The organism is Rhodanobacter sp. G1, assembly GCF_055397855.1.
Window position 1 is genome coordinate 3,587,480 of sequence record NZ_AP039674.1, and the last position, 23,088, is coordinate 3,610,567.

Genomic DNA, 23,088 nt, shown 5'->3' on the forward strand with positions numbered 1-23,088 from the left:
TATGAAAATAGTCATGTCAGTCCTTGCGCTCATCCTGATCGCCAAAATCACACGGGCAGCCAACCCTGGCTGCACTCTTCAAAAACAGCCCTGTGCCCCCAGCCAACCCCGCCTCAAAAAACACGAACGGGGCCTTGCGGCCCCGTCGGTTGCCTTCGCCTGCCGCCCGCGCTCAGCCTTCGCGCAGCACCGCGTCGAGCTTTTCGAGGAATTCCGCGGCGTCGCGCCGGCCGAACACGATCGGCGGCTTGATCTTCAGCACGTTGTCCTCGGGGCCTTCGGTGGAGAGCAGCACGTGGCGCGCCTTCATCGCCTCGACCACCTGCTTCGCCTTGGCGCAGTCGGGCGTGCGCGCCGCGCTGTCGCCGACCAGTTCGGCGCCGATGAACAGCCCGCAGCCGCGCACGTCGCCGATGCAGGCGTGGCGGCGCTGCAGGTCGCGCAGGCCGTCCATCAGCAGGTTGCCGACCGTGCGCGCGTTGTCCTGCAGGCGCTCCTCGCGGATCACGTCGAGCACGGCCAGCGCAATGGCGCAGGACACCGGGTTGCCGCCGAAGGTGTTGAAGTACTCCATGCCGGTGACGAAGCTGGCGGCGATCTCCGGCGTGGTGACCACCGCGCCGATGGGATGGCCGTTGCCGATGGGCTTGCCCACGGTGAGGATGTCCGGCACCACGCCCTGGCGCTCGAAGGCCCAGAAGTGCTCGCCGGCGCGGCCGAAACCCACCTGCACCTCGTCCGCGAGGCAGACGCCGCCGGCGGCGCGCACGGTGGCATAGGCTTCGCGCAGGTAGCCGTCGGGCAGCACGATCTGGCCGCCGCAGCCGAGCAGGGATTCGCAATAGAACACCGCCGGGTCGAAGCCGCGTTCGCGCAGCCCGGCGATTTCCGCCGCCAGCAGCTCGGCGTATTGCCTGCCCGCCGTGGACGGATCGCGGAACGCGCCGCGATAGACGTCCGGCATGCCGGCCACGCCGACGTGCGCCGCCCGCCCCTCGCCGCCCTTGCCGTCGAACTTGTACGGGCTCAGCTCGACCATCGAGGGCGAGTGGCCGTGGTAGGCGTGGTCGAGCACCAGCGCGCCGCGCCGCCTCGTATGGGCACGCGCCAGCCGCAGCGCGAGGTCGTTCGCCTCGGTGCCCGAGTTGGTGAGGAACACCACCGACAGCGGCGCCGGCAAGGTCGCCACCAGGCGCATCGCATACTCGACGATGTTGTCGTGCAGGTAACGCGTGTTGGTGTTGAGCCGCGCCATCTGCGCCTGGCCGGCCGCCACCACGCGCGGATGGCAATGGCCGACGTGGCAGACGTTGTTGACCATGTCGAGGTAGGCCTCGCCGTGCTGGTCGTACAGCCACACGCCCTCGCCGCGCACGATCTTCAGCGGCTCGCGGTAGGACACGCTGAGCGTGGGGTTGAGGTGGCGCTTGCGCAGCTCCAGCAGTTCAGCGTTGCCGCGCTCGGGCACGCCAGCAAGGACGGTTTCGGCGACGGTGCGGTCACTCATGGCGGGCTTCCAGGAAAGGGGCGACGATGGCGTGCGGGCCGATGCCGGCAAGCGCGTGCAGCAAGGCGCGCACGCCCTGCTGCGACACCTGCACGAAGGGATTGTCCGGCTGCTCGCGGTGCGCGCGCGTGGCCATCAGCACGCTGTGGCAGAGGCGCGCGACGATGAAGGCGTGCAGTTGCTCCAGCTCGGCGCGCTGCAGCGGGCACAGGGCGATGCAGCCGCGCACGATGGCCTGCGCGCAGGCCTCGGGATCGGCCTCGTGCTGCATCGCGTAGGTGCAGGCGATGGCAAGCTCGCACAGGCGGAAGCTGGTGCACATGTCGCCGAAGTCGATGACCGCGTCGACCTGGCCGCCGTCCTTCCCGTCCAGCGCCACGATCACGTTGAGGTCATTGGCGTCGTTGTGCAGCACGGTGATCGGCAGCTGCGCACGCCACGCGGGCAGCTGCGCGCAGAACCGTTCCACCTGTGCCGCCACGATGGCGCGCAACGCGTCGTCCTCGATGTGGCCGATCTCGCCGCGCAGGTCGGGCAGGTTCATCAGGTTCCAATCCTGCGCACGATCGGCGGCCGGGTGATGGAAATCCGCAAGGCCGCGGATCAGCCGGCCCACAGCGCGGCCCAGGCTTTCGTGCAGTGCCGGACGCTGCGCTGGCGGTACGCCGGCAATGGCCTCCGCATAGGTCATGCCCGGCACGAAGCTCAACAGGCGCACGTGGCGCACGCCGTCTTCCATCGGCAGCGCCAGCAGATGCTCGCCGTCCACGCTGGGCATCACGCGCGGCCACTGCAACGCAGGCTCGCGCGCGGCCAGCGTCAGCATGGCCTGGTTCTCCAGATCCAGATCCTGGCGCGACCACGACGGATGCGCCACCTTCAGCACGTAGTCGCCGCCCGCCCCGCCGATGCGGAAATTCTGGTCGGCGTACGAGGGCAACGCGCGCACCTCGCCGCGCACGCGCCAATGCCTGTCGGCCAGCGCCAGCGCGGCTTCGGGGGTCAAGCTGGGCACGGTCGGACACCCTCGCGGCAGAAAGGCATATAGTATTACAAATATACGCAACCCCGGCCCGAGGCAATCCGCCATGCTCAAGCCCCTGCTCGCCACGCTGCTCGCCGCTGCCGTCGTCACCGTGGCCGTCGCCGCTCCCGCCAATGCAGGCGGCACGCGACCCACACACCTGCAGGGCGCGGCGCTGCTGCACCAGCCGGAGCCGATGAGCTTCGGCGTGTACTACTACCCGGAGCAGTGGCCGCAGGCGCAGTGGCAGCGCGACTTCGACGGCATGGCGAAGCTGGGCTTCGAGTTCACGCACATGGCCGAACTCAGCTGGACGTACCTGGAACCGAAGCAGGGCCAGTACGACTTCCGCTGGCTCGACCACGCCATCGCGCTGGCGCATGCGGCCGGCCTGCGCGTGATCCTGGGCACGCCCTCGGCGGCGGTGCCGAGCTGGATGGGCCAGCGCTACCCGCAGGTCTACCGCGTGGACGAGCATGGCCAGCGCCACGAGCACGGCATCCGCGCGGAGCTGTCGCTGACCGACCCCACCTACAAGGCCTTCGTGGCGAAGATCGTCACCGCGATGGCCGAGCACTACGGCCACGATCCGCGCGTGTGGGGCTGGCAGATCGACAACGAGCCGAGCACCTTCCCCGATTTCAGCGACAGCGCGCGCAAGGCGTTCCAGGACTGGCTGCGCAAGAAGTACGGCAGCATCGACGCGATGAACACGGCGTGGGCCGGCTCGTTCTGGAGCACCCGCTACGGCAGCTTCGACGAAGTGCTGCTGCCCAACACCACGCTGGCCGCCGAGGACAAGCTGAGCCCGCATGCCGTGCTCGACCTGGCCCGCTTCCGCGCCGACACCCAGGCGCAGTTCCTCGACGACCAGGCCGACATCATCCACAAGTACGCGGGCCAGCGGCAGTGGGTGACCACCGACTACACCAACGTCAGCACCGACACCGACCCGCGCCGCACGCGCGACCTCGACTTCCCCACCTTCACGCTCTACCCGGTGGCCGGCAGCAACGTGCTGGGCGGCGACAGCTACACCATCGGCAAACCGGCCAACCTGATGGAGGCCGCCGCGTACTTCCGCCCCATCAACGGCACCTTCGGCGTGATGGAGCTGCAGCCCGGCCAGGTGAACTGGGCCTCGATCAATCCGCAGCCCATGCCCGGTGCGATCCGCATGTGGATGTGGCACGCCTTCGCCTCCGGCGCCTCCCTGCTCGCCACCTACCGCTACCGCCATCCGCTGCGCGGCAGCGAGATGTACCACGAGGGCATCGTGGGCACCGACGGCGTGACGCTGTCGCGCACCGGTCGCGAGTTCGTCGACACCCTGCGCGAGATCAAGGCGTTCGAGGCCAGGCTCGACCCGTCGGCCAAGCTGCCGGAACGCCTTGCCGCGCGCTATACCGGCTACCTGTGGAGCCAGGACGTGTTCTGGGATCTGGAGATCCAGCCGCAGACCACGCTGTGGCACAGCTGGGCCTACCGCAACGGCTACACGCTGGCGGTGCAGACCACCGGCGCGCCGATGGACTTCATCTCCGAACAGGACGACTTCGACCGCTATCCCTTCCTCATCGCGCCGGCCTACCAGATGGTCAGCCCCGCGCTGGCGGCGAAGTGGAAGCGCTACGTGGAACGGGGCGGCCACCTGATCCTCACCAGCCGCACCGGGCAGAAGAACGAACGGGGCCAGTTCCCCGAAGGGCCGTGGTACGCGCCCATCCTCGACCTGATCGGCGACGACGTGGACGGCTTCGACATGCTGCCTCCGAGCGCCGACGGCGAGGTGAAGGCCGACGGCAAGACGCATGCGTGGCACCGCTGGGCCGACATCCTCACGCCGCGCACCGGCACCGAGGTGCTCGCCACCTACGCCGACCACTACTACGCCGGCAAGGCCGCCGCCACCACGCGCAAGCTGGGCAAGGGCACCGTCACCATGATCGGCGTCTCCACCGACGACGGCGCGCTGGAGCGCGCGATCGTGCGCGGCGTCTACCAGCGCGCCGGCGTGGCCATCGAGGATCTGCCCACCGGCGTGTTCCACGACTGGCGCGGCGGCTACGACTTCATGGTGAGCTACAACCCCAGGCCCTTCGCCTTCCAATTACCGCCGGATGCGCGGGTCGTGCAGGGCCAGACGCCACTTGCGCCCGCTGGCGTGCTGGTGTGGAAAGAGGGCGCGAAGTAGCCGCCATTCCGCGCGCGCAGGGCGCGCTCCCGCAGCAGCGGTATCATGGCCGGCCAGCGCGCATGGCGGGCCTCGCCGGAATGCGCGCTCCACTCTTGCCAGGGGATCCGCCGGGCATGGCAGCCGAAATCCACGCCTTCATCCACCTGTTCTTCATCGGCGTGGTGGCGCTGTTCCCGGTGGTGAATCCCATCGGCACCGCCTTCGTGGTGATGCCCTACCTCGCGCAACTGGACAAGGCCGGCAAGAAACAGGCGGTGCGCCGGATCACGCTGTACGCGTTCTGCATCTGCACCGTCACGCTGATCGCCGGCGAGTGGGTGCTGAAGCTGTTCGGGCTGTCGATTCCCGTGGTGCAGCTGGCCGGCGGCATCATGATCTGCAAGATGGGCTGGGGCTTCCTCACCTCCGACAAGGACGACAGCGCCGACAGCAGCACCGACGGCGACGTCGCCGAGCCCAGGCACAGGAACATCGACAACCTGCTGTTCTATCCCCTGACCTTTCCGCTCACCACCGGCGCGGGCACCATCTCGGTGCTGCTGACGCTGAGCGCGCACGGCGCGGACACCGACCTGCGCCAGCTGGCGCTCAACATGGCGGCGATCCTGCTGGCCATCGTGGCGATGTGCGTGCTGGTGTACGTGTTCTTCCTCAACACCCAGCGCATCGAGCGCTACCTCGGCTCGCAGGGGGAAAAGATCTTCAACCGGCTGATCGCGTTCTTCATCTTCTGCATCGGCCTGCAGATCGCCACCGCCGGGCTCAAGGCGCTGTTTGCCTGAGGTTTGCCTTGAAGAACCGGGCATGGCGCGGGTTTTGTTCGTCATTCCGGCGCAGGCCGGGATGACAAGACGGCGCTCACCGTCCGCTCCTTTTCCCATGCGACAACCCTGCCCTGAATCTCGCCCCGCGCGACAGGCGCAAGCTATACAACCGCCATGACCCTGCGCAGCCTCTTCGTCGACTTCAACAGCTACTTCGCCTCGGTGGAGCAGCACGAGACGCCTGCGCTGCGCGGCCGGCCGGTGGGCGTGGCGCCGGTGGACGCGGAGACCACCAGCCTGATCGCCGCCAGCTACGAGGCGAAGGCGCATGGCGTCTCCACCGGCACGATGGTGCGCGAGGCGCGCCAGCGCTGTCCGGACATCGCCATCGTCACCGCGCGGCCGGAGCGCTACGTGCACTGGCACAAGCGGCTGATCGAGGCGATCGACCACGCCATCCCCATCGCCCATGTCGGCTCCATCGACGAGATGGCCTGCGAGCTGGTCGGCTGCCAGTGCCAACGCGCGGAAGCCGAGCGCATCGCACAGCAGGTGAAGGAGGAAATCGCCAAGGTCGCGCCCGGCGGCGCGATCCGCTGCTCGGTCGGCATCGCGCCCAACGAGTTCCTCGCCAAGACCGCCACCGACATGCAGAAGCCCGATGGCCTGGTGGTGATCGAGCAGGCCGACCTGCCGCAGGCGCTGCACGGCCTCAGACTGCGCGACCTGTGCGGCATCGGCGCATCGATGGAAGCGCGCCTGCAAGCCGAGAGCATCTTCACCGTGGCGCAACTCACCGCCGCGTCGAAGCTAGTGCTGCGCCGCGCCTGGGGCGGCATCGAGGGCGAACGCATGTGGGGCCTGCTGCGCGGCGCATGGCTGCCGGCCGCCGCCACCACACGAAGCTCGCTGGGCCATTCGCACGTGCTCGGCCCCGAACTGCGCACGCCCGAAGGCGCGCTGGCGGTGCTGAAGAAACTGCTGGTGAAGGCCGCCATGCGCCTGCGCCGCGACCAGTTGCTGGCCGGCGCGATGACGGTGGCCATACGCTTCGTCGGCTACCAGGAGCGCTGGGAAAGCAGCATCCACTTCGACCCCACCGACGACAGCCGCACCCTGCTGCACCTGCTCACCGCCATGCTGGACGCCGGCCGCGTGCGCAAGCGCCCGCTGCCCGGCCCCGCCCGCGGCGTGCCGCTGTCGGTGAGCGTCACGCTGACTCGCCTCGCCGAACGCACGCAGACCAGCGGCTCGCTGTTCGCCCCCGCCGGCGACGCGCGCGGGATCGACGCCGTGGTCGACCGCATCAACACGAAATACGGCCTCAACAAGGTCTACTTCGGCGGCATGCAGGCCGCGCTGGTGCACGACGCCGCACCCATGCGCATCCCGTTCAACCGCGTCCCGGATGGCGACAGCGAACAGGAAGCAGGCCTCGACCCGCTATGGCTGCAATCGCTCAACCGGTTCAAGGCGATGACGGAGGAGGAGCATCGGCGGCGCGAGAGGGAACGAAGCGGTGCATTTGCGCGCACGTCCCCACCCGACTGAGGTTGGCCGCATCAGGCATGACACATTTCATCGGCGCTGCCCGTGCAGCGCCATAGCGCAAGGCACGAAGCCTGGCCAGCAATGCCAAGGATGCGCCGCTGGCCAGGCGCCCAGTGGAACCTGCCGACGTGCCTGCGTTGTCGGCGGAATGACGCGACCCGTAGACTGGAACGAAGACAACTCAGGAGGAGAACATGCGCATTTGCCTGCTTGCCGTTCTGGGCCTATTGACGGCCACCGCTCACGGGCAATCGGTTTTCAAATGCAAGCAGCCGGATGGAGTCACGGCCTATCAAGACCATCCCTGCCCTGGCGCGCCCGATGCCCATCCCGCCATGACAATCACGCCCGCCGATGAAGCGCGCGCCCATCCGTCGCAGTGGCAACAGCTTACGCCCCAGCAACAAGCACAACTGGCACAAGCTCGCGTACGTTTGGCGCAGTCTCTGCAGCGCCTGGAGTCCGACCTGCGGCGGATGCAAGCCAAACAGGCGCAAGCGGCGAGATCCGCACCGCAGGGCGATACACCCAATATCCACTGACAAGGTCTGCTGCGGCTGCATGCAGGCCGCGCTGGCGCACGACGCCACACCGATGTGCATTCACTTCAACCGCACCCACGATGCCGACAGCGAGCAGGAGGCGGGCCTCGATCCACTGGATCCGCAGCCCATAGTGGACATTGCGCAGCCTGCGCCGGCATGACACACCCTCACGATGCCAGCCTGCAGGCTGGCACACCGTCACTCAGTTGCCCGCCGCCTCCGCAACTCCGTCTTGCCATCGGTCTCGCAAAAAGCGACGGACGCCATGAGGCGTCCGCCAAAGCATTGCATACCACGGATTATCAGAACTTCTTGTCGATGCCGAAGCGGATCGTCTGGTCGTGGCTGTGCGACTGCATCAGGAACTCGTAGTCGGTGGTCAGCAGCAGATTGTTCTTCAGCTGGAAGTCCAAGCCCAACCCGGCTTCCATGCTGAAGCCATTGGCGCTGTACGGATTGGTCAGCACGTTCCAGGAGCCGGCCGACGGCACGAAGGCATAGCCCAGCGTGGTGTTGCTGGTGCCCTGGAAGTCGTACCCAGCCTCCAGCCGCACCCGCGGCACCAGCACCGCATGCTGCGTCTGGATCATGCCGCTCGCGCGCACACCCAGTACGGCCAGTGACGTACGCACGCTCTGGCGCCCATAGGACAAGGCATCGGCGACATCGCCGTTTTCGGCGAATCCGTTCAGCGACGAATACGACCACTCGAACCGGCCGTAGGGCGATACCTGCCACTTCCCGTTGCGGTGCTCGTAGCCGGCCGTCAACGATCCGAACCACTGGCTGCCATTGCGATGGCCGAGCAGATAGCCGCCGGTATCGGCATCGTGGCGGCGGCTGTCGAAGCTCAGCCCCCCGCCGCCCAGAACCGCGTCGATGTAGGTCGATGCGGAAGGCGCAAAGCTCCCGTACAAGGCGGCGCTGTAGCCCTGCGCAATGCTGCGCGTGCCATCGTTGGAGATCGTGCTGCGATCGTGGTTATAGCCCAGGCTCATACCGAACAGGCCGCCCTCGCCAATGCGCTTGTCCACGCCCAGGTTGATCGACACGCTGTCCGCGTCGAAGGCCGCCGACTGCCGGTAGGAGTCATAGCTGCCGAACGCCGCCATGCCGTCGATCCATACGCCCAGACCGGACGGGCCGCGGTTCGGCGACGCTCCGCCGGCGCCGCCGCCAGCACCACCGCTGCCGTCGCTACTGCCACTGTCCTGACTGTTGGCCCGTACCGCCGGCCCGAAGGCCCGGCGATTGGGCGACGGCATCGTGTCGCCCCCGGCTGCGCCGATGCCCGGCCGCTGCATGGCAGACATCGAGCCGTCGGCATAGTCCGCTCCGTTCTGGCCGTCGTATGGCGCCCGGCGATTGCTGGCAGGCCCTTGCAGCGACTGGCCGTCCAGGCTCAACGCAAGGTTGTTGCTGAACAGGCGGTCGTCGCCGTCGTGCAGGCTTTCCAGCCGTTGGCGGATGTTGTCCAGCTGGTTCTGCGCGAAGCGCTGCGCCTCCATCGTCTGTGCATTGATCAGGCCCAGCACGTCCGCGTTATGCGAGGGGTCGAGCTGGGTGTTCACCAGCACCAGCACGTCCACCGTCTTGGTCTGGCCATCCGTCGTGGTCAGCGTCGCGGTGATCTGGGCCAGGCCGTGGAAGTTGGCGGCCGGAGTGAACGTCAGCGCCGTCGGCTGGCCGATCGCAGCCTGGCCGCCATCGCCCGGCGAGACGCCAAGCAGCGCCGAGGATGCGTATTGACCCGGCACGATGCTCGCCAGGTTCACCGTGACCGCCTCGCCGGGCTTGGTCATCACGGTGACGGTGCCATCCGGCGCGCTGCCCTGGCCAGCCGCAGTCACGGTCACGGTCACCGTGGCCGGCGTCGAGCTGCCGAAGTTGTTGGCGACCTCGTAGGTGAAGTGGTCGGTGCCCACGAAGCCCGCCGCCGGCGTATAGGTGATCTGTTCCCCGCTCGCCTGCGCCTGGCCGTGGGCCGGAGCCTGAGCCACGCTCGCGCCGGTGAACGGCTTGGGGCCGCTCGCCTGGGCTGCCGCCTGGATCTGCACCGATACGCCGGTCGTGGTGGACACGGTCAGCGGTTGCACCACCGGCACCGACAGCGGCGTCACCGTCACCGTCACCGTCGCCGGTGCCGAGGTGCCACCCGGATTGGTCGCCGTGTAGGTGAACGTATCCGTGCCGCCGTAGTAGGTCGACGACGGCGTGTAGGTCACCGTTTCACCCGACACGCTCACCGTACCGTGCGTCGGCGCGGTGCCGATCGTCACCGCCGTGATGTCCACGCCGGTGATCGAACCGCTCAGGTCGATGGCCGTCGCCGTGTTGTACGCGGTCGTCGCCGTCTTGGTCGCCACCGTCGGTGCCGCCGGCGCGCCCACCGTCACGGTCACCGTCGCCGGTGCCGAGGTGCCGCCCGGATTGGTCGCCGTGTAGGTGAACGTATCCGTGCCGCCGTAATACGTCGACGATGGCGTGTAGGTCACCGTCTTGCCCGACACGCTCACCGTGCCGTGCGTCGGTGCCGTGCCGATCGTCACCGCCGCGATGTCCACGCCGGTGATCGAGCCGCTCAGGTCGATGGCCGTCGCCGTGTTGTACGCGGTCGTCGCCGTCTTAGCCGCCACCGTCGGTGCCGCCGGCGCGCCCACCGTCACGGTCACCGTCGCCGGTGCCGAGGTGCCGCCCGGATTGGTCGCCGTGTAGGTGAACGTATCCGTGCCGCCGTAGTAGGTCGACGACGGCATGTAGGTCACCGTCTCGCCCGATACGCTCGCCGTGCCGTGTGTCGGTGCCGTGCCGATCGCCACCGCTGTGACATCCACGCCAGTGATCGAACCGCTCAGGTCGATGGCCGTCGCCGTGTTGTACGCGGTCGTCGCCGTCTTGGCCGCCACCGTCGGTGCCGCCGGCGCGCCCACCGTCACGGTCACCGTCGCCGGTGCCGAGGTGCCTCCCGGGTTGGTTGCCGTGTACGTGAAGCTGTCGCTGCCGCCGTAATACGTCGACGATGGCGTGTAGGTCACCGTCTTGCCCGACACGCTCACCGTGCCGTGCGTCGGCGCGGTGCCGATCGTCACCGCTGTGACATCCACGCCAGTGATCGAACCGCTCAGGTCGATGGCCGTCGCCGTGTTGTACGCGGTCGTCGCCGTCTTACCCGCCACCGTCGGTGCCGCCGGCGCGCCCACCGTCACGGTCACCGTCGCCGGTGCCGAGGTGCCGCCCGGATTGGTCGCCGTGTAGGTGAACGTATCCGTGCCGCCGTAGAAGGTCGAGGATGGCGTGTAGGTCACCGTTTCACCCGACACTGTCGCGGTGCCGTGCTGTGGTGCTCCCGCAATCGCCACCGAGGTGACGTCGATGCCCGATATGGCGCCACTCAGGTCGATCGTCGCAACGGTGTTGTAGCCGGTGCTCGCACTGACGTTGCCGATCGTGGGCGGCGGCGGGTTGCTGATCATCACGTCCAGGGTCGCCTGCGGCGCGACCACATGGCTGCCGTCGCCGGCCTGGTTGGCGGTCACCGTGCATTTGCCAGCCGAAAGCGTGGTGACCGTGCTGCCCTGGATGGAACATATCGCGCTCGACGCCGAGGCGATGGCGAACACCAGGGGGCTGCTCGAACCCGTGCCGGTGGCGGATACGGTGAACGTGCCGTTCGGCTTGAACACCGGTGCCGCCGGGTTGGCGGCGAAATTGGTGATCGCCGCGGCGACCTTGGGCGTCACGCTGTTGGATGCCGCGGACGCCACGCCGGTGCCCGCCGAATTGGTCGCCGTTACGGTGAAGGTGTACGCCGTTCCATCGGTAAGGCCCGTGACCACACAAGGCGAATTGGTGCAGCTACCGGTCAGGCCGCCCGGGTTGCTGGTGACGGTATACCCGGTGATGGCGGCGCCGCCGGTAGCATTCGGCGGGGTAAAGGTCACCGTCGCCTGGGCATCGCCGGCCGTGGCCGTGCCGATGGTCGGCGCGCCGGGCGCCACGCCTGCGATGGCGAACGACTGGCTGACTTGCGCCGCCGCCAGGTAGGCACCGTTGCCGGGCTGGTTGGCATCGATGGTGCAGGTTCCAGGCGTCACGATGGTCAGTACGCCGCCGCTGGTGATCGTGCACACCGCGGTCGTGCTCGAAGAGAACGTCACCGTCAGGCTGGAGCTGGCGGTGGCCGTCAAGGTCGGCGTGGTACCGAAATTCTGCGTGCCCGGATTGGCGAAGGTGATCGTCTGGTTGCCTTTAGGCGTGACGGCGTTCGAGGCGGCAGACACGCTGCCGGTGCCGACACCATTGGTCGCGGTTACCGTGAACGTGTATGCCGTACCGTTGACCAGTCCGGTAACCGTACACGGCGAAGCGGCGCACGTGCCGACATTGCTTCCCGAGCTGCTGGTGGCGGTGTAGCTGGTGATCGGCGAGCCACCCGACGAGGCCGGTGCAGTGAAGTTCACCGTCGCCTGCTGGTCGCCCGCCACCGCCACGCCAATGGTTGGCGCACCCGGCACGATGCCATTGACGGTGAACGACTGAATGACTTGCGGCGCGGCGGAATACGCGCCATTGCCGGCCTGATCCGCGTCGATGGAGCAGGTGCCGCTGGTGATGAAGGTAAGCGCGCCACCGCTGGTGATCGTGCATACCGCGGTCGTGCTCGAAGAGAACGTCACCGTCAGGCCCGAGGTGGCCATCGCCGTCAGTGTCGGCGTGGTGCCGAAGTTCTGCGCACCCGGGTTGTTGAAGGTGATGGTTTGCGATGCCTTCGGTGTCGCGCTGTTCGAGGACGCCGATGGTGCGCCGGTGCCGGCCGAATTGCTCGCGGTCACCGTGAAGGTGTACGCCGTGCCGTTGGTAAGGCCCGTCACCGTGCAAGGCGAATTGGTGCAGATGCCGGTCTCCCCTCCCGGGCTGCTGGTGACGGTGTACGCGGTGATCGTCGCGCCGCCCGTGAAGGTCGGCGCCGTGAAGCTGACCGATGCCTGCGCATCGCCGGCCGTGGCCGTGCCAATGCTGGGCGCGCCGGGCACGACCGCCGCAACCGTGAATGTCTGCGGCACCGTCGCCGCCGCACCATAAGCACCGTTGCCGCTCTGATCCGCATCGATGGTGCAACTGCCCGTGCTGATGAAGGTAAGCGCACCGCCGCTGGTGATCGTGCATACGGCGGTCGTGCTCGAGCTGAAGCTCACCGTCAAACCGGAACTTGCCGAGGCCGTCAGCGTCGGCGTGGTGCCGAAGTTCTGCGTGCCCGGATTGGCGAAGGTGATCGTCTGCGACGCTTTTGGCGTCGCGCTGTTCGACGCCGCCGATGGCGCTCCCGTGCCCGCCGAATTGGTTGCGGTCACCGTGAAGGTGTACGCCGTACCGTTGGCAAGGCCCGTCACCGTACAAGGCGAATTGGCGCAGGTACCGGTCAGGCCGCCCGGATTGCTGGTGACGGTGTATCCGGTGATCGACGCGCCGCCCGTGAAGGCAGGCGCCGTGAAACTGACCGATGCCTGCGCATCGCCGGCCGTGGCCGTGCCGATGCTGGGCGCGCCGGGCACGACCGCCGCGACCGTGAATGTCTGCGGCACCGTCGCCGCCGCGCCGTAGGTTCCGTTGCCGGCCTGATCCGCATTGATGGTGCAACTGCCGGCGCTGATGAAGGTAAGCGCGCCGCCGCTGGTGATCGTGCATACGCTGGTGGTGGTCGACGAGAACGTCACCGTCAGGCCCGAACTGGCCGTTGCCGTCAGCGTGGGCGTGGTGCCGAAGTTCTGCGTGCCCGGGTAGGCGAAGGTGATCGTCTGCGATGCCTTCGGCGTCACGCTGTTGGACGGCGACGAAGCCGGGCCGGCACCGTCCCCGTTGGTCGCCATCACGGTGAAGGTATAGGCGGTACCGTTGGTCAGCCCGGTGATCACGTGGCTGAGCGCGGTCGTACCGGCATTGGAATCGACGCCGCCGGCGGGACTGGAGGTCACCGTGTAGCCGGTGATGGCCGAGCCGTTGTTGTTGGCCGCGCTGAACGTGACGGTGGCCTGCGCCGGCGTGCTGCTGCTGGCGGTGACGCCGGTAGGCGCGCCGGGTACCGTGGACGGCGTGACGCTGTTGGACGCCGCCGATGCCGTGCCAGTGCCGATCGCATTGGTCGCGGTGACCGTGAAGGTGTAAGCCGTTCCGTTGGTGAGGCCGGTGACCACGTGACTGAGCGCAGTGGTGCCAGCATTGGAATCGACGCCGCCGGCGGGGCTGGAGGTCACCGTGTAGCCGGTGATGGGAGAGCCTCCATCGCTGCCCGGCGCGGTGAACGTTATCGAGGCCTGCGCGTTGCCGGCCGTGGCGGCGCCGATGGTCGGGGCGCCGGGGGCCGAGGTCGCGACGTGGATGGTGATGTTGGCCGTGTCGTTGTAGACCGTCGCGTTGTCGTCGCCATAAAACGGGAACGACTCGGTATAGCCGGTCGGAGCGCTGGAGGTTGGCGTATACGAGATCGACTCGGTGCCGCTATCTGTGTAGTTAAGGGTATAAGTGCCGTGCTGCCCGGCGATCGTGTCGCCCGGATTGCCCAGACCGGGCCCCACGGCCGTATCGGTGGACGATGCCTGGATATCGCCGTTTGGACTGCACGCGCGCGCCTCCGACCCCGTCGTATTTATATCGCCCGTCAATTGGTAGGTCTGCGTCGTATTGAGCGGGGCGGCGTTGAACGTAATCGTCAGGGTGCAGCCTGCCTGGGAGGGGACTGCCGCCGCTTCACGCGGCCAGAGGCTGGCCAGCATCATGAAAGCCAACAGCAAGCCCATGCCGAACATAGAAACGATGGCGCCGGATACCCCGGCGCGTGCCGCGCGACGGCAGACGAATAGCGTATGGATCATGGCCCCTTCCCCTGAGACTTCCTGCAATGCCTTGCGCATGCACCCCAGGCACAGAAGCCACGCCGGATGCGCAGCGAAGAGGCCCATTCCCAGTGCAACGCGAAAATCCGAGTATCGGCCTGCTCCGTTTGCAAGACTCCTACCCAGCCGTGCGTAACGTCGTTGACGGACGCCGGCAAGTCAAGCTTTGCCTTCGTCACCGCCTCATCACACCAGCCGGGCAATGCATCGCTATCATCCGGATGCCTTGGTCGGGGAATCTACGGTAACCGGGGCGCATCGGCTGAACATAATCTGCTGCAACGGCGGCCATTGCCGCAGAAGGCAGTGCAGGAACGTGCGGCGCCAAGGCGTCGCGACAACCAACCATGACAAGGGGAAGTCGCATGTCGGAGTTTTATATCGGCCAGATCATGATGACCGGCTTCGGGTTTGCCCAACGCGGCTTTGCGCTGTGCAACGGGCAGCTCCTGCCCGTCCAACAGAATGCGGCGCTGTTCTCGCTGCTCGGCGTCCAATACGGCGGCAACGGCACCACCAACTTCCAGTTGCCCAACCTGCAGGGGCGAACCCCTGCCGGCGCCGGCGCCTCGGCGGATCCGGCATGGCAGCCCGCTCCGTATACGACCGGAACAGTGGGCGGCGCGGAATCAGTCGCCCTTACGGGTCAGCAGCTACCGATGCATTCCCACACGGTCGGCGCCACCACCAGCACCGGTAACAGCAAGAACGCGACGAACACGCTCTTGGGCACCAGCAGCAACACCGGCATCCCGGTGTACGCCGCCGGCGGCACCAACACCGTCCCACTCTATCCGGCGACCATCGGCATGACGGGCGGATCCGGCGCACACGACAACATGCAGCCGTATCGCGTCATCAACTTCAACATCGCACTTACCGGCATCTATCCATCGCGCAGTTGACGGCTTGACGACCCATTCGTTTTCAGGAGGAGAACCTACATGACGACACCCTACGTCGGCGAGATACGCCTGTTCGGATTTCCACGCATACCTACCGGCTGGATGGCCTGCGACGGCAGCCTGCAGTCCATCGCCAATTACCAGGTGCTCTACACCCTGCTCGGCACCACCTACGGCGGCGACGGCATCAACACCTTCGGATTGCCGGATCTGCGCGGCCAGGTGCCCTTGCACCAGGGCACCGGCCAGGGGCTTACCCCGCGCGTGCTCGGCCAGGTGGGGGGCAGCGAAAACGTCACCCTGCTGAGCAGCCAGATGCCGGCGCACAACCACAATTTCATGGCCACCACCAACGCAGCGAGCGCCGTTTCGCCAGGCGCGACGGTGCAACCCGGCAGCTTGCCCAGCGACCATCTCTACCTGCAGAACATCACAGGAACCCCCACGGCCGAAGTCATGGCCGCGACCATGATCGGGCAATCGGGTGGAAGTCTTCCGCACAACAACATCATGCCTACGCTGACGCTGTCCTTCTGCATCGCCTGGGAAGGGATTTTCCCCTCGCAGAGCTGACCACTGCGCAACCTCATTCGGAGAATGGCATGACCACACCTTTTATCGGCGAAGTACAGATCTTCGGCTTCAACTATGCGCCGTACGGCTGGGCACTATGCAACGGCGCGACTTTGAACATCTCGCAGTATTCGACGCTTTACTCCCTGCTCGGCACCACCTACGGCGGCAACGGCACGAGTACGTTCCAGCTGCCCAACCTGGCCACGCGCGCGCCCTGCAGCCAGGGTACCGGCCTCGGGCTGTCGCAGCGCACGATCGGCGAGTCGTTCGGCGAAGCGGCGCATACGCTGATTTCCAGCGAGATGCCCATGCACAACCATTCGGCACAGGCATTTGCCGGCGCCTATACGCGCTCGCCGCAACCCGCCGCCAATGCGGCATTGACCGGCTCCAGCGCCTTCGCGGTCTACAACAACAACCAGCAGCCGAATACCGCGCTGCTGCCCGCCGCCCTGGCTACCTACGGGGGCAGCCAGCCGCACGAAAACCGCCAGCCCTTTCTCGCGGTGAACTTCTGCATCGCCCTGGATGGCGCGTACCCGGCGTTTTCCTGATGCCCCCGATGCGCAACAGGCCGGCCCCGCAAGCCCGTTCCGGGCCGGCCTGTTGCGTCAGGGCTTGATGCATTCCACGTGCAGACACTTCCCGCGTTCCCACCCAGGCAAGCCTTTGCGACCGAACTGCCGGAGCCGCTCCGGCACGCGGATTATGCCTTGCGCTGGGCGACCGAAAGCGACGAGGTGTTCCTGCGCGGGCTTTATGCGTGGTCGCGTGCCGAAGAGTTGGCGTCTGTCCCGTGGCCGGAGAGCGCGAAGGCCGCGTTTCTCGACAGCCAGTTTGACCTGCAGCACCGGCATTTCGTGCAGCACTTCGCCGACGCCGAGTTCCTGATACTGGAATGCCAGAGCGAACCGGTCGGCCGTCTCTACGTCTCGCGCGAGAAGGAAGACTGGCTGGTGATCGACATAGGACTGCTGCCTGCCCATCGCGGCAAGGGCATCGGCAGCGCACTCCTTGCGCAGTTGCTCGCCGCAGCGGAGCAACAAGGAGCCTGCAGCGTCATGCTGCACGTCGAGCTGCGCAATCTCCGGGCGCATGAGCTGTATCGAAGACTGGGCTTTCGCGACGAATCCCAGGAAGGTTTCCACCGGCTCATGCGATGGCGCACTTCAGCCGGTAACGCTCAGTTGAATATTGCCTGATAGATGAAGCCGTCCTGGTTGCGCGCCACGGGCACCAGGAAAATGCCGAAATCGCCCATGCCGGGGCTTTCCATCTGGTAGATGCGTTGCGGGAACAACACCGCCGATGCATGGTGGAACAGCAGCGAGAACGGTGCCCTGACCAAGCCCTGCACGGCTGCCGCCGGCAGCGGCCTCGCCTCGACCAGCACGAACGGCGACTTGCCGTGGCCGAGATCCACCGTGAAGGCCTGATTGAGGCGGCCGGCAAAATGTTCCAGCGTGAGTACCTGCATGCCACATTCCCCTGTGATCCGGCGGGACGGCAGTGTCGCATGGGCGCACCACGCATGACAGCGCCGCGTCCGATTGGAGTCGGACAAAAAAAGCCGGACTGGGTGCGTACCCAGCCCGGCGTCCCAACATCGTTCAGTGGATGTTATTGAGCGCGGGATCGCGTTCCACCTTGAAGACCTTGGCCGGCGGCGCAGCCGACTTCATCAGCTTCAAGCGGAAGTTCCTGGCCTGCTGGCAGGCGTTGGGCCCCTGCACGAACACGCCGTCCTGGGTGCATTTCCAGTCGTAGAAGTTCTGGATGCCGCCGGCGAGCTGCAGGCTGTAGTCGGTGCTTATCGCTGCCGCATCGAACGGCACGCCGGCCATCTCGTTCTGGAACCAGCGCATCCATGCCTTGGAGCCGACCGGCGGCGGGTTGGCCTGGAAGGTGGGATTCATCGGCGACAATTGCGGGCTTTCGGCCGTCATGTGGCAGCTCATGCACGCGCTGACCGGATTATCCACCGGGCCGTCCAGACGTCCGTTCCAGCCGAGGTGCGTGGGCGGCAGCTCCGACTTGGCGTTGATCGCCGTCTCCTTGATGGCCGGATTGATCTTGGTCACCGTGGGCTTGGGGTTGGTGTAGTCGTTGCCGATGTTCTCCGGGTCGTTGCCCCACATCACGCCGACCGGCACGAGGTTGTCCCAACCGGGCTTGCCGGTCACGGCGCCGTTGTACTGGAAAGTGCCGAAGATCCAGCCGGTGCCCGGTATGCGCGTATCGCGCACCGCGAAGTCCATCTGGATCAGGGCCACATTCTTGATTTCGCGGTTGGCCGAATTGAAGCTGTCGGTGACGTAGGCCTGCCACAGCACGGGATTGGCCAGGAACGGCACCTGCTTCAGATCCACGTCCGCGAACAAGGCTTTGCACACCACCGTGCCGTTGTGGAAGCTGTTGGGCTTGCTGACCACCGACGGATCGGGATTCTGCGGATCCTTCCAGACCTGGCCGATGGTATAGCCGCCGATGTCGTTGTAGATGCCCACCGCGAAGGTCTGGCCGGTGGTGGTCTGCGTGGGCGCCAATTGCTGCGACTGGATCTGCGCTTCCTTGGTCAGGCCGTGGATGCCCTCGCGGCCCAGCGGGCCGTAATGCTGCCAAGGCGCGTGATACCACTTGCGCACGCTGTTGTTCTGCACGTACCAGTCGCTTTCCACATTGCCTTCAAGGCAATACTTCTTCACCGCATCCACGTACGGCCGCCATTGCTCGAAGTCGTTGCCAAGCTTGGGTGGCAGCAGCTTGAAGAATGCCGGCGTATCCGTCGGCAGGGTGGTCGGATAGTTCTGGCTGAGCTGAAAGATGGGGCCCTTGTAGGTATCCGGCGGCTGGTAGCCATAATCCGGAAAGGTTCCCGCGTACGCGGCGCTCGTCGTCATCGCGAGCGCTGCCATGGCGCCCACGATCCTGCCTTTTCCAAAAAGCATGGTCGATCTCCGTTCTGAGTTTGGTATGCGCGTAGCAGGAGCATTGCACCCCCGTACACCCCTTCCCTGCCCGGTGTGACGCTGGCCCGGACGGCCGTTTGCTATCCAGCAAGGCGTACGATCACCCGCGCGGCGTAGGGGCGGCGTGAAAATGCGGGGTACCACAGGCGCATGCGGCGCAGCGGGCAAGCCGTCCGGGCAAACCGGTGCAATGCGCCTTGCTGCGCCGGCGAGATCGGTCGCGGACGGCGTCCGGCCGCCAGCGTCGCCGCCTCAGCGGATAACTGTCCTGAGGCTCCCCATCAGCGTCCACTACTGTCCGGAATAATTTTGAACATTCGTGGCCGCGATCTTTCTCGTCATTCCGGCGCAGGCCGGACAAGCGCGAAGCGCGCAGAACGCCCGCAGGGCGGCCCCGAAGGGGCGAGCGAAGCGAGTCATCCAGTGGCCGTGCGGCCTGAGCGAACATGGTCGCTACTGGATCCCGGCCTTCGCCGGGATGACAGTCTGGATAGGTGGTCATTATCGGAAGTGAAGTCGCCTTCTCGCAATGCTTCGTGCAAGCGGCGCGGGCCTTCATCCTTCGACACCATCCCCAGATTATTCCGGACAGCTGTGCATCAGCGTCGGGATCTTCGACGCAACAGACTCCAATCCGCGTTCATGCCGGTGCGCAATCAGCCATCCATGCGCTGGCGCACCCGCAACGCCGTCGCTTCTGCCCAGCGTGCCGCCACCCTTGGCGTGGTGATGCACACCGCCACGTCGGTGACCGTGGTCACCGCGCGCTCCAGCAGCTGGATATCGGCCTCGTGCTGGCGCGCCACATGCGGATCCTCGAAGAAGATCGCGCGGTGGCAGCGGCGCTCCAGCACCAGGTCGGCGATCTGCGCGTCGCCGCCCATCGGGCCGCTCTGGTAGCGGTCGGCCCACGGCTGGCCCTGCGGCCAGCCGCGGCTCCAGGCCAGTTCGTTGAGGCGCTGGCCAGTGGTGCCGGTGGCCACGCGGCGGGCGAAGCGCGACAGCGTGTCGAAGTGCTCGGCTGCGTAGGCCAGCATCGCGGGCTTCATCGCGTCGTGGGCGATCAGCGCCAGCGTCTGCGATTCCAGCGCGTACAGGTCGTCGGCGCCGCGGTCGGGCGCCAGCCCGGCGTGCATGCGCTCCAGTTCGATCCAGTCGCGCGCCGAGGCCACGGTGGAAAGGAAGGGCTTGGCGTGGATCACGCACTGGCGCTTGAGCGCCACCGCCTCCGGAAACACCGAGGACGGATCGACCGGATCGATCAGGTAGATCGCGCCGTCCAGCGTGCGTTCCGCGCCATCCATGCCCACCACCTCGGCCACCAGCTTCATCAGGCCGCCGGCGCGGCCGTAGGGATAGCGGCGCAGGGTGGTGTAGTTCGCCAGCATGCCGGCGCGCATGATGGCGTCGTGGGTGCGGCCCACCGCGTGCAGCTCGATGCCGAGTTCGCGGATGCCGTGCTCGCAGGCGTTCAGCCAGCGGAACAACGCCGCGTCGTCGTGGCTGTGGTGCAGTTGGTTGGCGGCCAGGCCCATGCGCATCGCGTTCATCCTCTCGTTTCGTTTCAACCGAAGAACCAATAGCACACGGCTATCGAGGCCAGCACGCCGGCCAGGTCGGCCAGCAGCGCGCAGCCGATGGTGTGGCGCACGCGGCGGATGCCCACCGCGCCGTAGTACACCGCCACCACGTAGAAGGTGGTTTCGGTGCTGCCCTGGATGGTGGCGGCCAGCAGCGCGGGGAAGCTGTCCACGCCGTAGTGGTGGATGGTTTCGATCAGCATGGCACGCGCGGCGCTGCCGGAGAACGGCTTGACCAACGCGGTGGGCAGCGCGTCCACGAAGCGCGTGTCCAGGTGCGCGTGGGTCGCCGCCCAGCGGATGCCGTCCAGCGCGAAGTCCAGCGCGCCCGAGGCGCGCAGCACGCCCACCGCGCACAGCATCGCCACGAGATAGGGCAGCAGATCCTTCGCCACGTCGAAGCCCTGCTTCGCGCCGTCGATGAAGCTCTCGAACAGCGGCACGCGCTTGTATGCGCCCGCACACAGGAACAGCAGGATCACGCCGAACAGCATCAGGTTGCCGAGCAGCCCCGACAGCGAGGCCAGCGCCGCCGCGGTGAGCGAGGTGAGCAGCGCCACGAAGCCGCCCAGCAGCGCGCCGCCGCCGAGCAGCCAGGCCAGCACCACCGGATCGCGCAGCTTCAGGCGCTGCATCCAGGCCACCGACAGCAAGCCGGTGAGGTTGGCGCAGAAATGCGCCAGCAGGGTGGGCAGGAACACCAGCGTGGGATCGTGCGCGCCGGCCTGCGCGCGGTACACGAACACCGTCACCGGCAGCAGGGTGAGCGAGGACGCGTTGAGCACCAGGAACAGGATCTGCGCGTTGCTCGCGGTGTCGGCGGACGGGTTCAGCGTCTGCAGCTCGCGCATCGCGCGCAGGCCGATCGGCGTGGCCGCGTTGTCCAGCCCCAGCGCGTTGGCGGCGAAATTCAGCGTGACCAGGCCGATGGCAGGATGGCCGCGCGGCACCTCCGGCATCAGCCGCGCGAACAGCGGGCCGAGCAGCCACGCCAGCCCGTCCACCAGCCCCGCCTGCTCCGCGATGCGCAGGAAACCCAGCCACAATGCCAGCGTGCCGAACAGCAGCAACAGCACCTTCACCGAGAGGTCGGCCATGTCGAACAGCGAGGCCACGATGGCCGCGAACACGCTTGCATCGCCACCGACCAGCCAGTGCGACAGCGCGGCCACCGCCGCGGCGAGGAAGAAGCCGAACCAGAGCCGATTGAGCATGCGCCTCGCACCGCGGGGAGTCGCGGGCATTGTGCGCGATTCCGCATCCGCGCGGCGGAGCGGCTTCTGCCGCCCAGGCTACTCGGCGATAATCGGGCCATGCCCATTCCCGCCCGCGTCGTCCGCCTCCCCCTCCTCGCCGTCGCAGCGCTGGGCGCCGCGCTCGCCGCCTCTCCCGCGCGGGCATGGCAGGACAAGAGCCAGGCCGAACAGGCCGCGGCGAAGCAGAAGCTCAGCAACGTGCATCAGGAGGTGCAGGCGCTGGGCAAGCAGCAGGCCGCCACCGCCGCGCGCCGCGACCAGCTCAACGCGGAACTGGCGAAGCAGGCCGCCGCGCTGGCCGCCGCCGCTCGTGCGCTGCGCCAAACCGACGCCAACATCGCCGCCAAGCAGCAGCAACTCGAGCAGTTGCAGCAGCAGCGCGCCGACCTCAAGCAGAAGCTGGCCACCCAGCGCGCCGCCATCGCCGACCTGCTGCGCGCCAGCTACGCGCTGGGCCACGGCTCGGATCTGCGCCTGCTGCTGGACAACGACGACATGGATCGCATCGCACGCGCGCTGGTCTATTCGAAATACTTCCAGCAGGATCGCCTGCAGAAGGTGCAGCAGCTGATGGCCGGCCTCGCCCAACTGCAGACGCTGGAGCAGCAGATCACCGCCGAGCAGCAGGCGCTGCAGGCCCAGCGCGCACAGCGCGAGCAGCAGAGCAGGCAACTGGCGCAGCAGCGCGCCGCACAACAGAAGCTGGCCGCCGCGGCCGACGCTACCTATCAGGATCAGGCGCAACGACTGGCCGCACTGAAGCAGGACGAGCAATCGCTGAACACCCTGCTCGACCGCCTGCAGAAGCAGATCGACCAGGCCATGCGCGAAGCCGCCGCTCGCGCCGCCGCGCGCAGGCACGGCGGCAAGGCGCCGCCGCTGGCGGTGGGCGGCGCCGGCGCCGACATCCGCGGCAACCTGCCCTGGCCGGCCTCCGGCGAGGTGCACAGCTACGGCAATGGCGTGCTGATCCGCGCCGCCGGCGGCAGCGAGGTGCATGCGGTGGCGAACGGCCGCGTGGTCTACGCCGGCTTCCTGCGCGGCTACGGCATGCTGCTGATCCTCAACCACGGCAACGGCTGGATGAGCATGTACGGCAACAACGAAGTCCTGCTGCACGGCGTGGGCGATGCGGTGAAGGCCGGCGAAGCCGTGGGCACCGCCAGCGCGCCCACCGGCGTCAACACCGGCGTGTATTTCGAGCTGCGGCAGAACGGCCAGCCGGTCGATCCACGCGGCTGGCTGAAGTCACACTGATCGCGCTGCGCGGGAACGTTGACGGCAAGGCGCCGTCGTCGCAGGCTGGCAGCGTCCAGGCCGCCGT

The 23,088-nt window shown here is 67.2% G+C and carries 17 protein-coding genes; 10 read left to right on the forward strand and 7 right to left on the reverse strand.

Translation table 11 applies throughout. The features are described from left to right. Positions 1–172: 172 nt before the first annotated feature. Positions 173–1,507: an aminotransferase class III-fold pyridoxal phosphate-dependent enzyme gene (locus ACZ5Z2_RS15960; protein WP_464759543.1), complete on the reverse strand. Its 1,335-nt coding sequence runs from the start codon at positions 1,505–1,507 to the stop codon at positions 173–175. After that, complete coding sequence (locus ACZ5Z2_RS15965) at positions 1,500–2,522, reverse strand: phosphotransferase (RefSeq protein WP_464759544.1); 1,023 nt, start codon at positions 2,520–2,522, stop codon at positions 1,500–1,502. Before ACZ5Z2_RS15965 ends, ACZ5Z2_RS15960 begins: the two co-directional genes overlap by 8 nt. Before the next feature lie 73 nt (positions 2,523–2,595). Here ACZ5Z2_RS15965 and ACZ5Z2_RS15970 point away from each other — a divergent pair, with 73 nt between their 5' ends. From ACZ5Z2_RS15970 to ACZ5Z2_RS15990, 5 genes are all read left to right on the forward strand, one after another. After that, positions 2,596–4,725, forward strand: coding sequence for a beta-galactosidase (locus ACZ5Z2_RS15970; protein ID WP_464759545.1), 2,130 nt, complete (start codon positions 2,596–2,598; stop codon positions 4,723–4,725). A 116-nt stretch (positions 4,726–4,841) separates the two neighbouring features. Next, positions 4,842–5,510, forward strand: a complete 669-nt coding sequence (locus ACZ5Z2_RS15975; RefSeq protein ID WP_464759546.1) for a MarC family protein — start codon at positions 4,842–4,844, stop codon at positions 5,508–5,510. Between the two features lie 156 nt (positions 5,511–5,666). Continuing rightward, positions 5,667–7,043 carry a DNA polymerase Y family protein gene (locus tag ACZ5Z2_RS15980; protein WP_464759547.1) on the forward strand — a complete coding sequence of 459 codons (1,377 nt, stop codon included), beginning with the start codon at positions 5,667–5,669 and terminating at the stop codon, positions 7,041–7,043. A gap of 194 nt (positions 7,044–7,237) precedes the next feature. After that, entirely contained in the window at positions 7,238–7,585 is a 348-nt protein-coding gene (locus tag ACZ5Z2_RS15985) for a hypothetical protein (protein ID WP_464759548.1), read from the forward strand. Between the two features lie 19 nt (positions 7,586–7,604). After that, on the forward strand, positions 7,605–7,748 hold the full coding sequence (locus tag ACZ5Z2_RS15990) for a hypothetical protein (protein ID WP_464759549.1): 144 nt from the start codon (positions 7,605–7,607) through the stop codon (positions 7,746–7,748). Between the two features lie 142 nt (positions 7,749–7,890). Here the strand turns inward: ACZ5Z2_RS15990 and ACZ5Z2_RS15995 are convergent, their stop codons facing one another. Continuing rightward, positions 7,891–14,457 (reverse strand): fibronectin type III domain-containing protein, encoded by a 6,567-nt coding sequence (locus tag ACZ5Z2_RS15995; protein WP_464759550.1) that lies wholly within the window; start codon positions 14,455–14,457, stop codon positions 7,891–7,893. A gap of 386 nt (positions 14,458–14,843) precedes the next feature. Here ACZ5Z2_RS15995 and ACZ5Z2_RS16000 point away from each other — a divergent pair, with 386 nt between their 5' ends. The 4 genes from ACZ5Z2_RS16000 to ACZ5Z2_RS16015 all read left to right on the forward strand — a co-directional run bounded on the left by ACZ5Z2_RS16000 (position 14,844) and on the right by ACZ5Z2_RS16015 (position 17,161). Beyond that, complete coding sequence (locus ACZ5Z2_RS16000; protein ID WP_464759551.1) at positions 14,844–15,383, forward strand: phage tail protein; 540 nt, start codon at positions 14,844–14,846, stop codon at positions 15,381–15,383. 39 nt (positions 15,384–15,422) lie between these two features. After that, positions 15,423–15,956, forward strand: coding sequence for a phage tail protein (locus ACZ5Z2_RS16005; RefSeq protein WP_464759552.1), 534 nt, complete (start codon positions 15,423–15,425; stop codon positions 15,954–15,956). 29 nt (positions 15,957–15,985) lie between these two features. After that, complete coding sequence (locus ACZ5Z2_RS16010; protein ID WP_464759553.1) at positions 15,986–16,513, forward strand: phage tail protein; 528 nt, start codon at positions 15,986–15,988, stop codon at positions 16,511–16,513. A 78-nt stretch (positions 16,514–16,591) separates the two neighbouring features. Further along, positions 16,592–17,161: a GNAT family N-acetyltransferase gene (locus ACZ5Z2_RS16015; protein ID WP_464759554.1), complete on the forward strand. Its 570-nt coding sequence runs from the start codon at positions 16,592–16,594 to the stop codon at positions 17,159–17,161. Here ACZ5Z2_RS16015 and ACZ5Z2_RS16020 read toward each other — a convergent pair. From ACZ5Z2_RS16020 to ACZ5Z2_RS16035, 4 genes are all read right to left on the reverse strand, one after another. Next, positions 17,143–17,436: a DUF6916 family protein gene (locus tag ACZ5Z2_RS16020; protein ID WP_464759555.1), complete on the reverse strand. Its 294-nt coding sequence runs from the start codon at positions 17,434–17,436 to the stop codon at positions 17,143–17,145. The two genes, ACZ5Z2_RS16015 and ACZ5Z2_RS16020, sit on opposite strands and share 19 nt — an antisense overlap. Before the next feature lie 133 nt (positions 17,437–17,569). Next, positions 17,570–18,874 carry a hypothetical protein gene (locus ACZ5Z2_RS16025; RefSeq protein ID WP_464759556.1) on the reverse strand — a complete coding sequence of 435 codons (1,305 nt, stop codon included), beginning with the start codon at positions 18,872–18,874 and terminating at the stop codon, positions 17,570–17,572. 710 nt (positions 18,875–19,584) lie between these two features. Next, a complete protein-coding gene (locus tag ACZ5Z2_RS16030; protein ID WP_464761729.1) occupies positions 19,585–20,469 on the reverse strand; it encodes a methylglyoxal synthase in 885 nt (294 codons plus the stop codon). A gap of 23 nt (positions 20,470–20,492) precedes the next feature. Continuing rightward, positions 20,493–21,722: a nucleoside recognition domain-containing protein gene (locus tag ACZ5Z2_RS16035; RefSeq protein WP_464759557.1), complete on the reverse strand. Its 1,230-nt coding sequence runs from the start codon at positions 21,720–21,722 to the stop codon at positions 20,493–20,495. Between the two features lie 99 nt (positions 21,723–21,821). Between ACZ5Z2_RS16035 and ACZ5Z2_RS16040 the strand changes: the two genes are divergently transcribed. Continuing rightward, positions 21,822–23,021 (forward strand): murein hydrolase activator EnvC family protein, encoded by a 1,200-nt coding sequence (locus ACZ5Z2_RS16040; RefSeq protein ID WP_464759558.1) that lies wholly within the window; start codon positions 21,822–21,824, stop codon positions 23,019–23,021. Positions 23,022–23,088: the final 67 nt, after the last annotated feature.

Coding starts and splice junctions, on each gene's coding strand:
- ACZ5Z2_RS15960 (WP_464759543.1), bottom strand. CDS start 1,507: ATGAGTGACCGCACCGTCGCCGAAACCGTCCTTGCTGGCGTGCCCGAG.
- ACZ5Z2_RS15970 (WP_464759545.1), top strand. CDS start 2,596: ATGCTCAAGCCCCTGCTCGCCACGCTGCTCGCCGCTGCCGTCGTCACC.
- ACZ5Z2_RS15975 (WP_464759546.1), top strand. CDS start 4,842: ATGGCAGCCGAAATCCACGCCTTCATCCACCTGTTCTTCATCGGCGTG.
- ACZ5Z2_RS15980 (WP_464759547.1), top strand. CDS start 5,667: ATGACCCTGCGCAGCCTCTTCGTCGACTTCAACAGCTACTTCGCCTCG.
- ACZ5Z2_RS15985 (WP_464759548.1), top strand. CDS start 7,238: ATGCGCATTTGCCTGCTTGCCGTTCTGGGCCTATTGACGGCCACCGCT.
- ACZ5Z2_RS15990 (WP_464759549.1), top strand. CDS start 7,605: ATGCAGGCCGCGCTGGCGCACGACGCCACACCGATGTGCATTCACTTC.
- ACZ5Z2_RS15995 (WP_464759550.1), bottom strand. CDS start 14,457: ATGATCCATACGCTATTCGTCTGCCGTCGCGCGGCACGCGCCGGGGTA.
- ACZ5Z2_RS16000 (WP_464759551.1), top strand. CDS start 14,844: ATGTCGGAGTTTTATATCGGCCAGATCATGATGACCGGCTTCGGGTTT.
- ACZ5Z2_RS16005 (WP_464759552.1), top strand. CDS start 15,423: ATGACGACACCCTACGTCGGCGAGATACGCCTGTTCGGATTTCCACGC.
- ACZ5Z2_RS16010 (WP_464759553.1), top strand. CDS start 15,986: ATGACCACACCTTTTATCGGCGAAGTACAGATCTTCGGCTTCAACTAT.
- ACZ5Z2_RS16020 (WP_464759555.1), bottom strand. CDS start 17,436: ATGCAGGTACTCACGCTGGAACATTTTGCCGGCCGCCTCAATCAGGCC.
- ACZ5Z2_RS16025 (WP_464759556.1), bottom strand. CDS start 18,874: ATGGCAGCGCTCGCGATGACGACGAGCGCCGCGTACGCGGGAACCTTT.
- ACZ5Z2_RS16030 (WP_464761729.1), bottom strand. CDS start 20,469: ATGCGCATGGGCCTGGCCGCCAACCAACTGCACCACAGCCACGACGAC.
- ACZ5Z2_RS16035 (WP_464759557.1), bottom strand. CDS start 21,722: ATGCTCAATCGGCTCTGGTTCGGCTTCTTCCTCGCCGCGGCGGTGGCC.
- ACZ5Z2_RS16040 (WP_464759558.1), top strand. CDS start 21,822: ATGCCCATTCCCGCCCGCGTCGTCCGCCTCCCCCTCCTCGCCGTCGCA.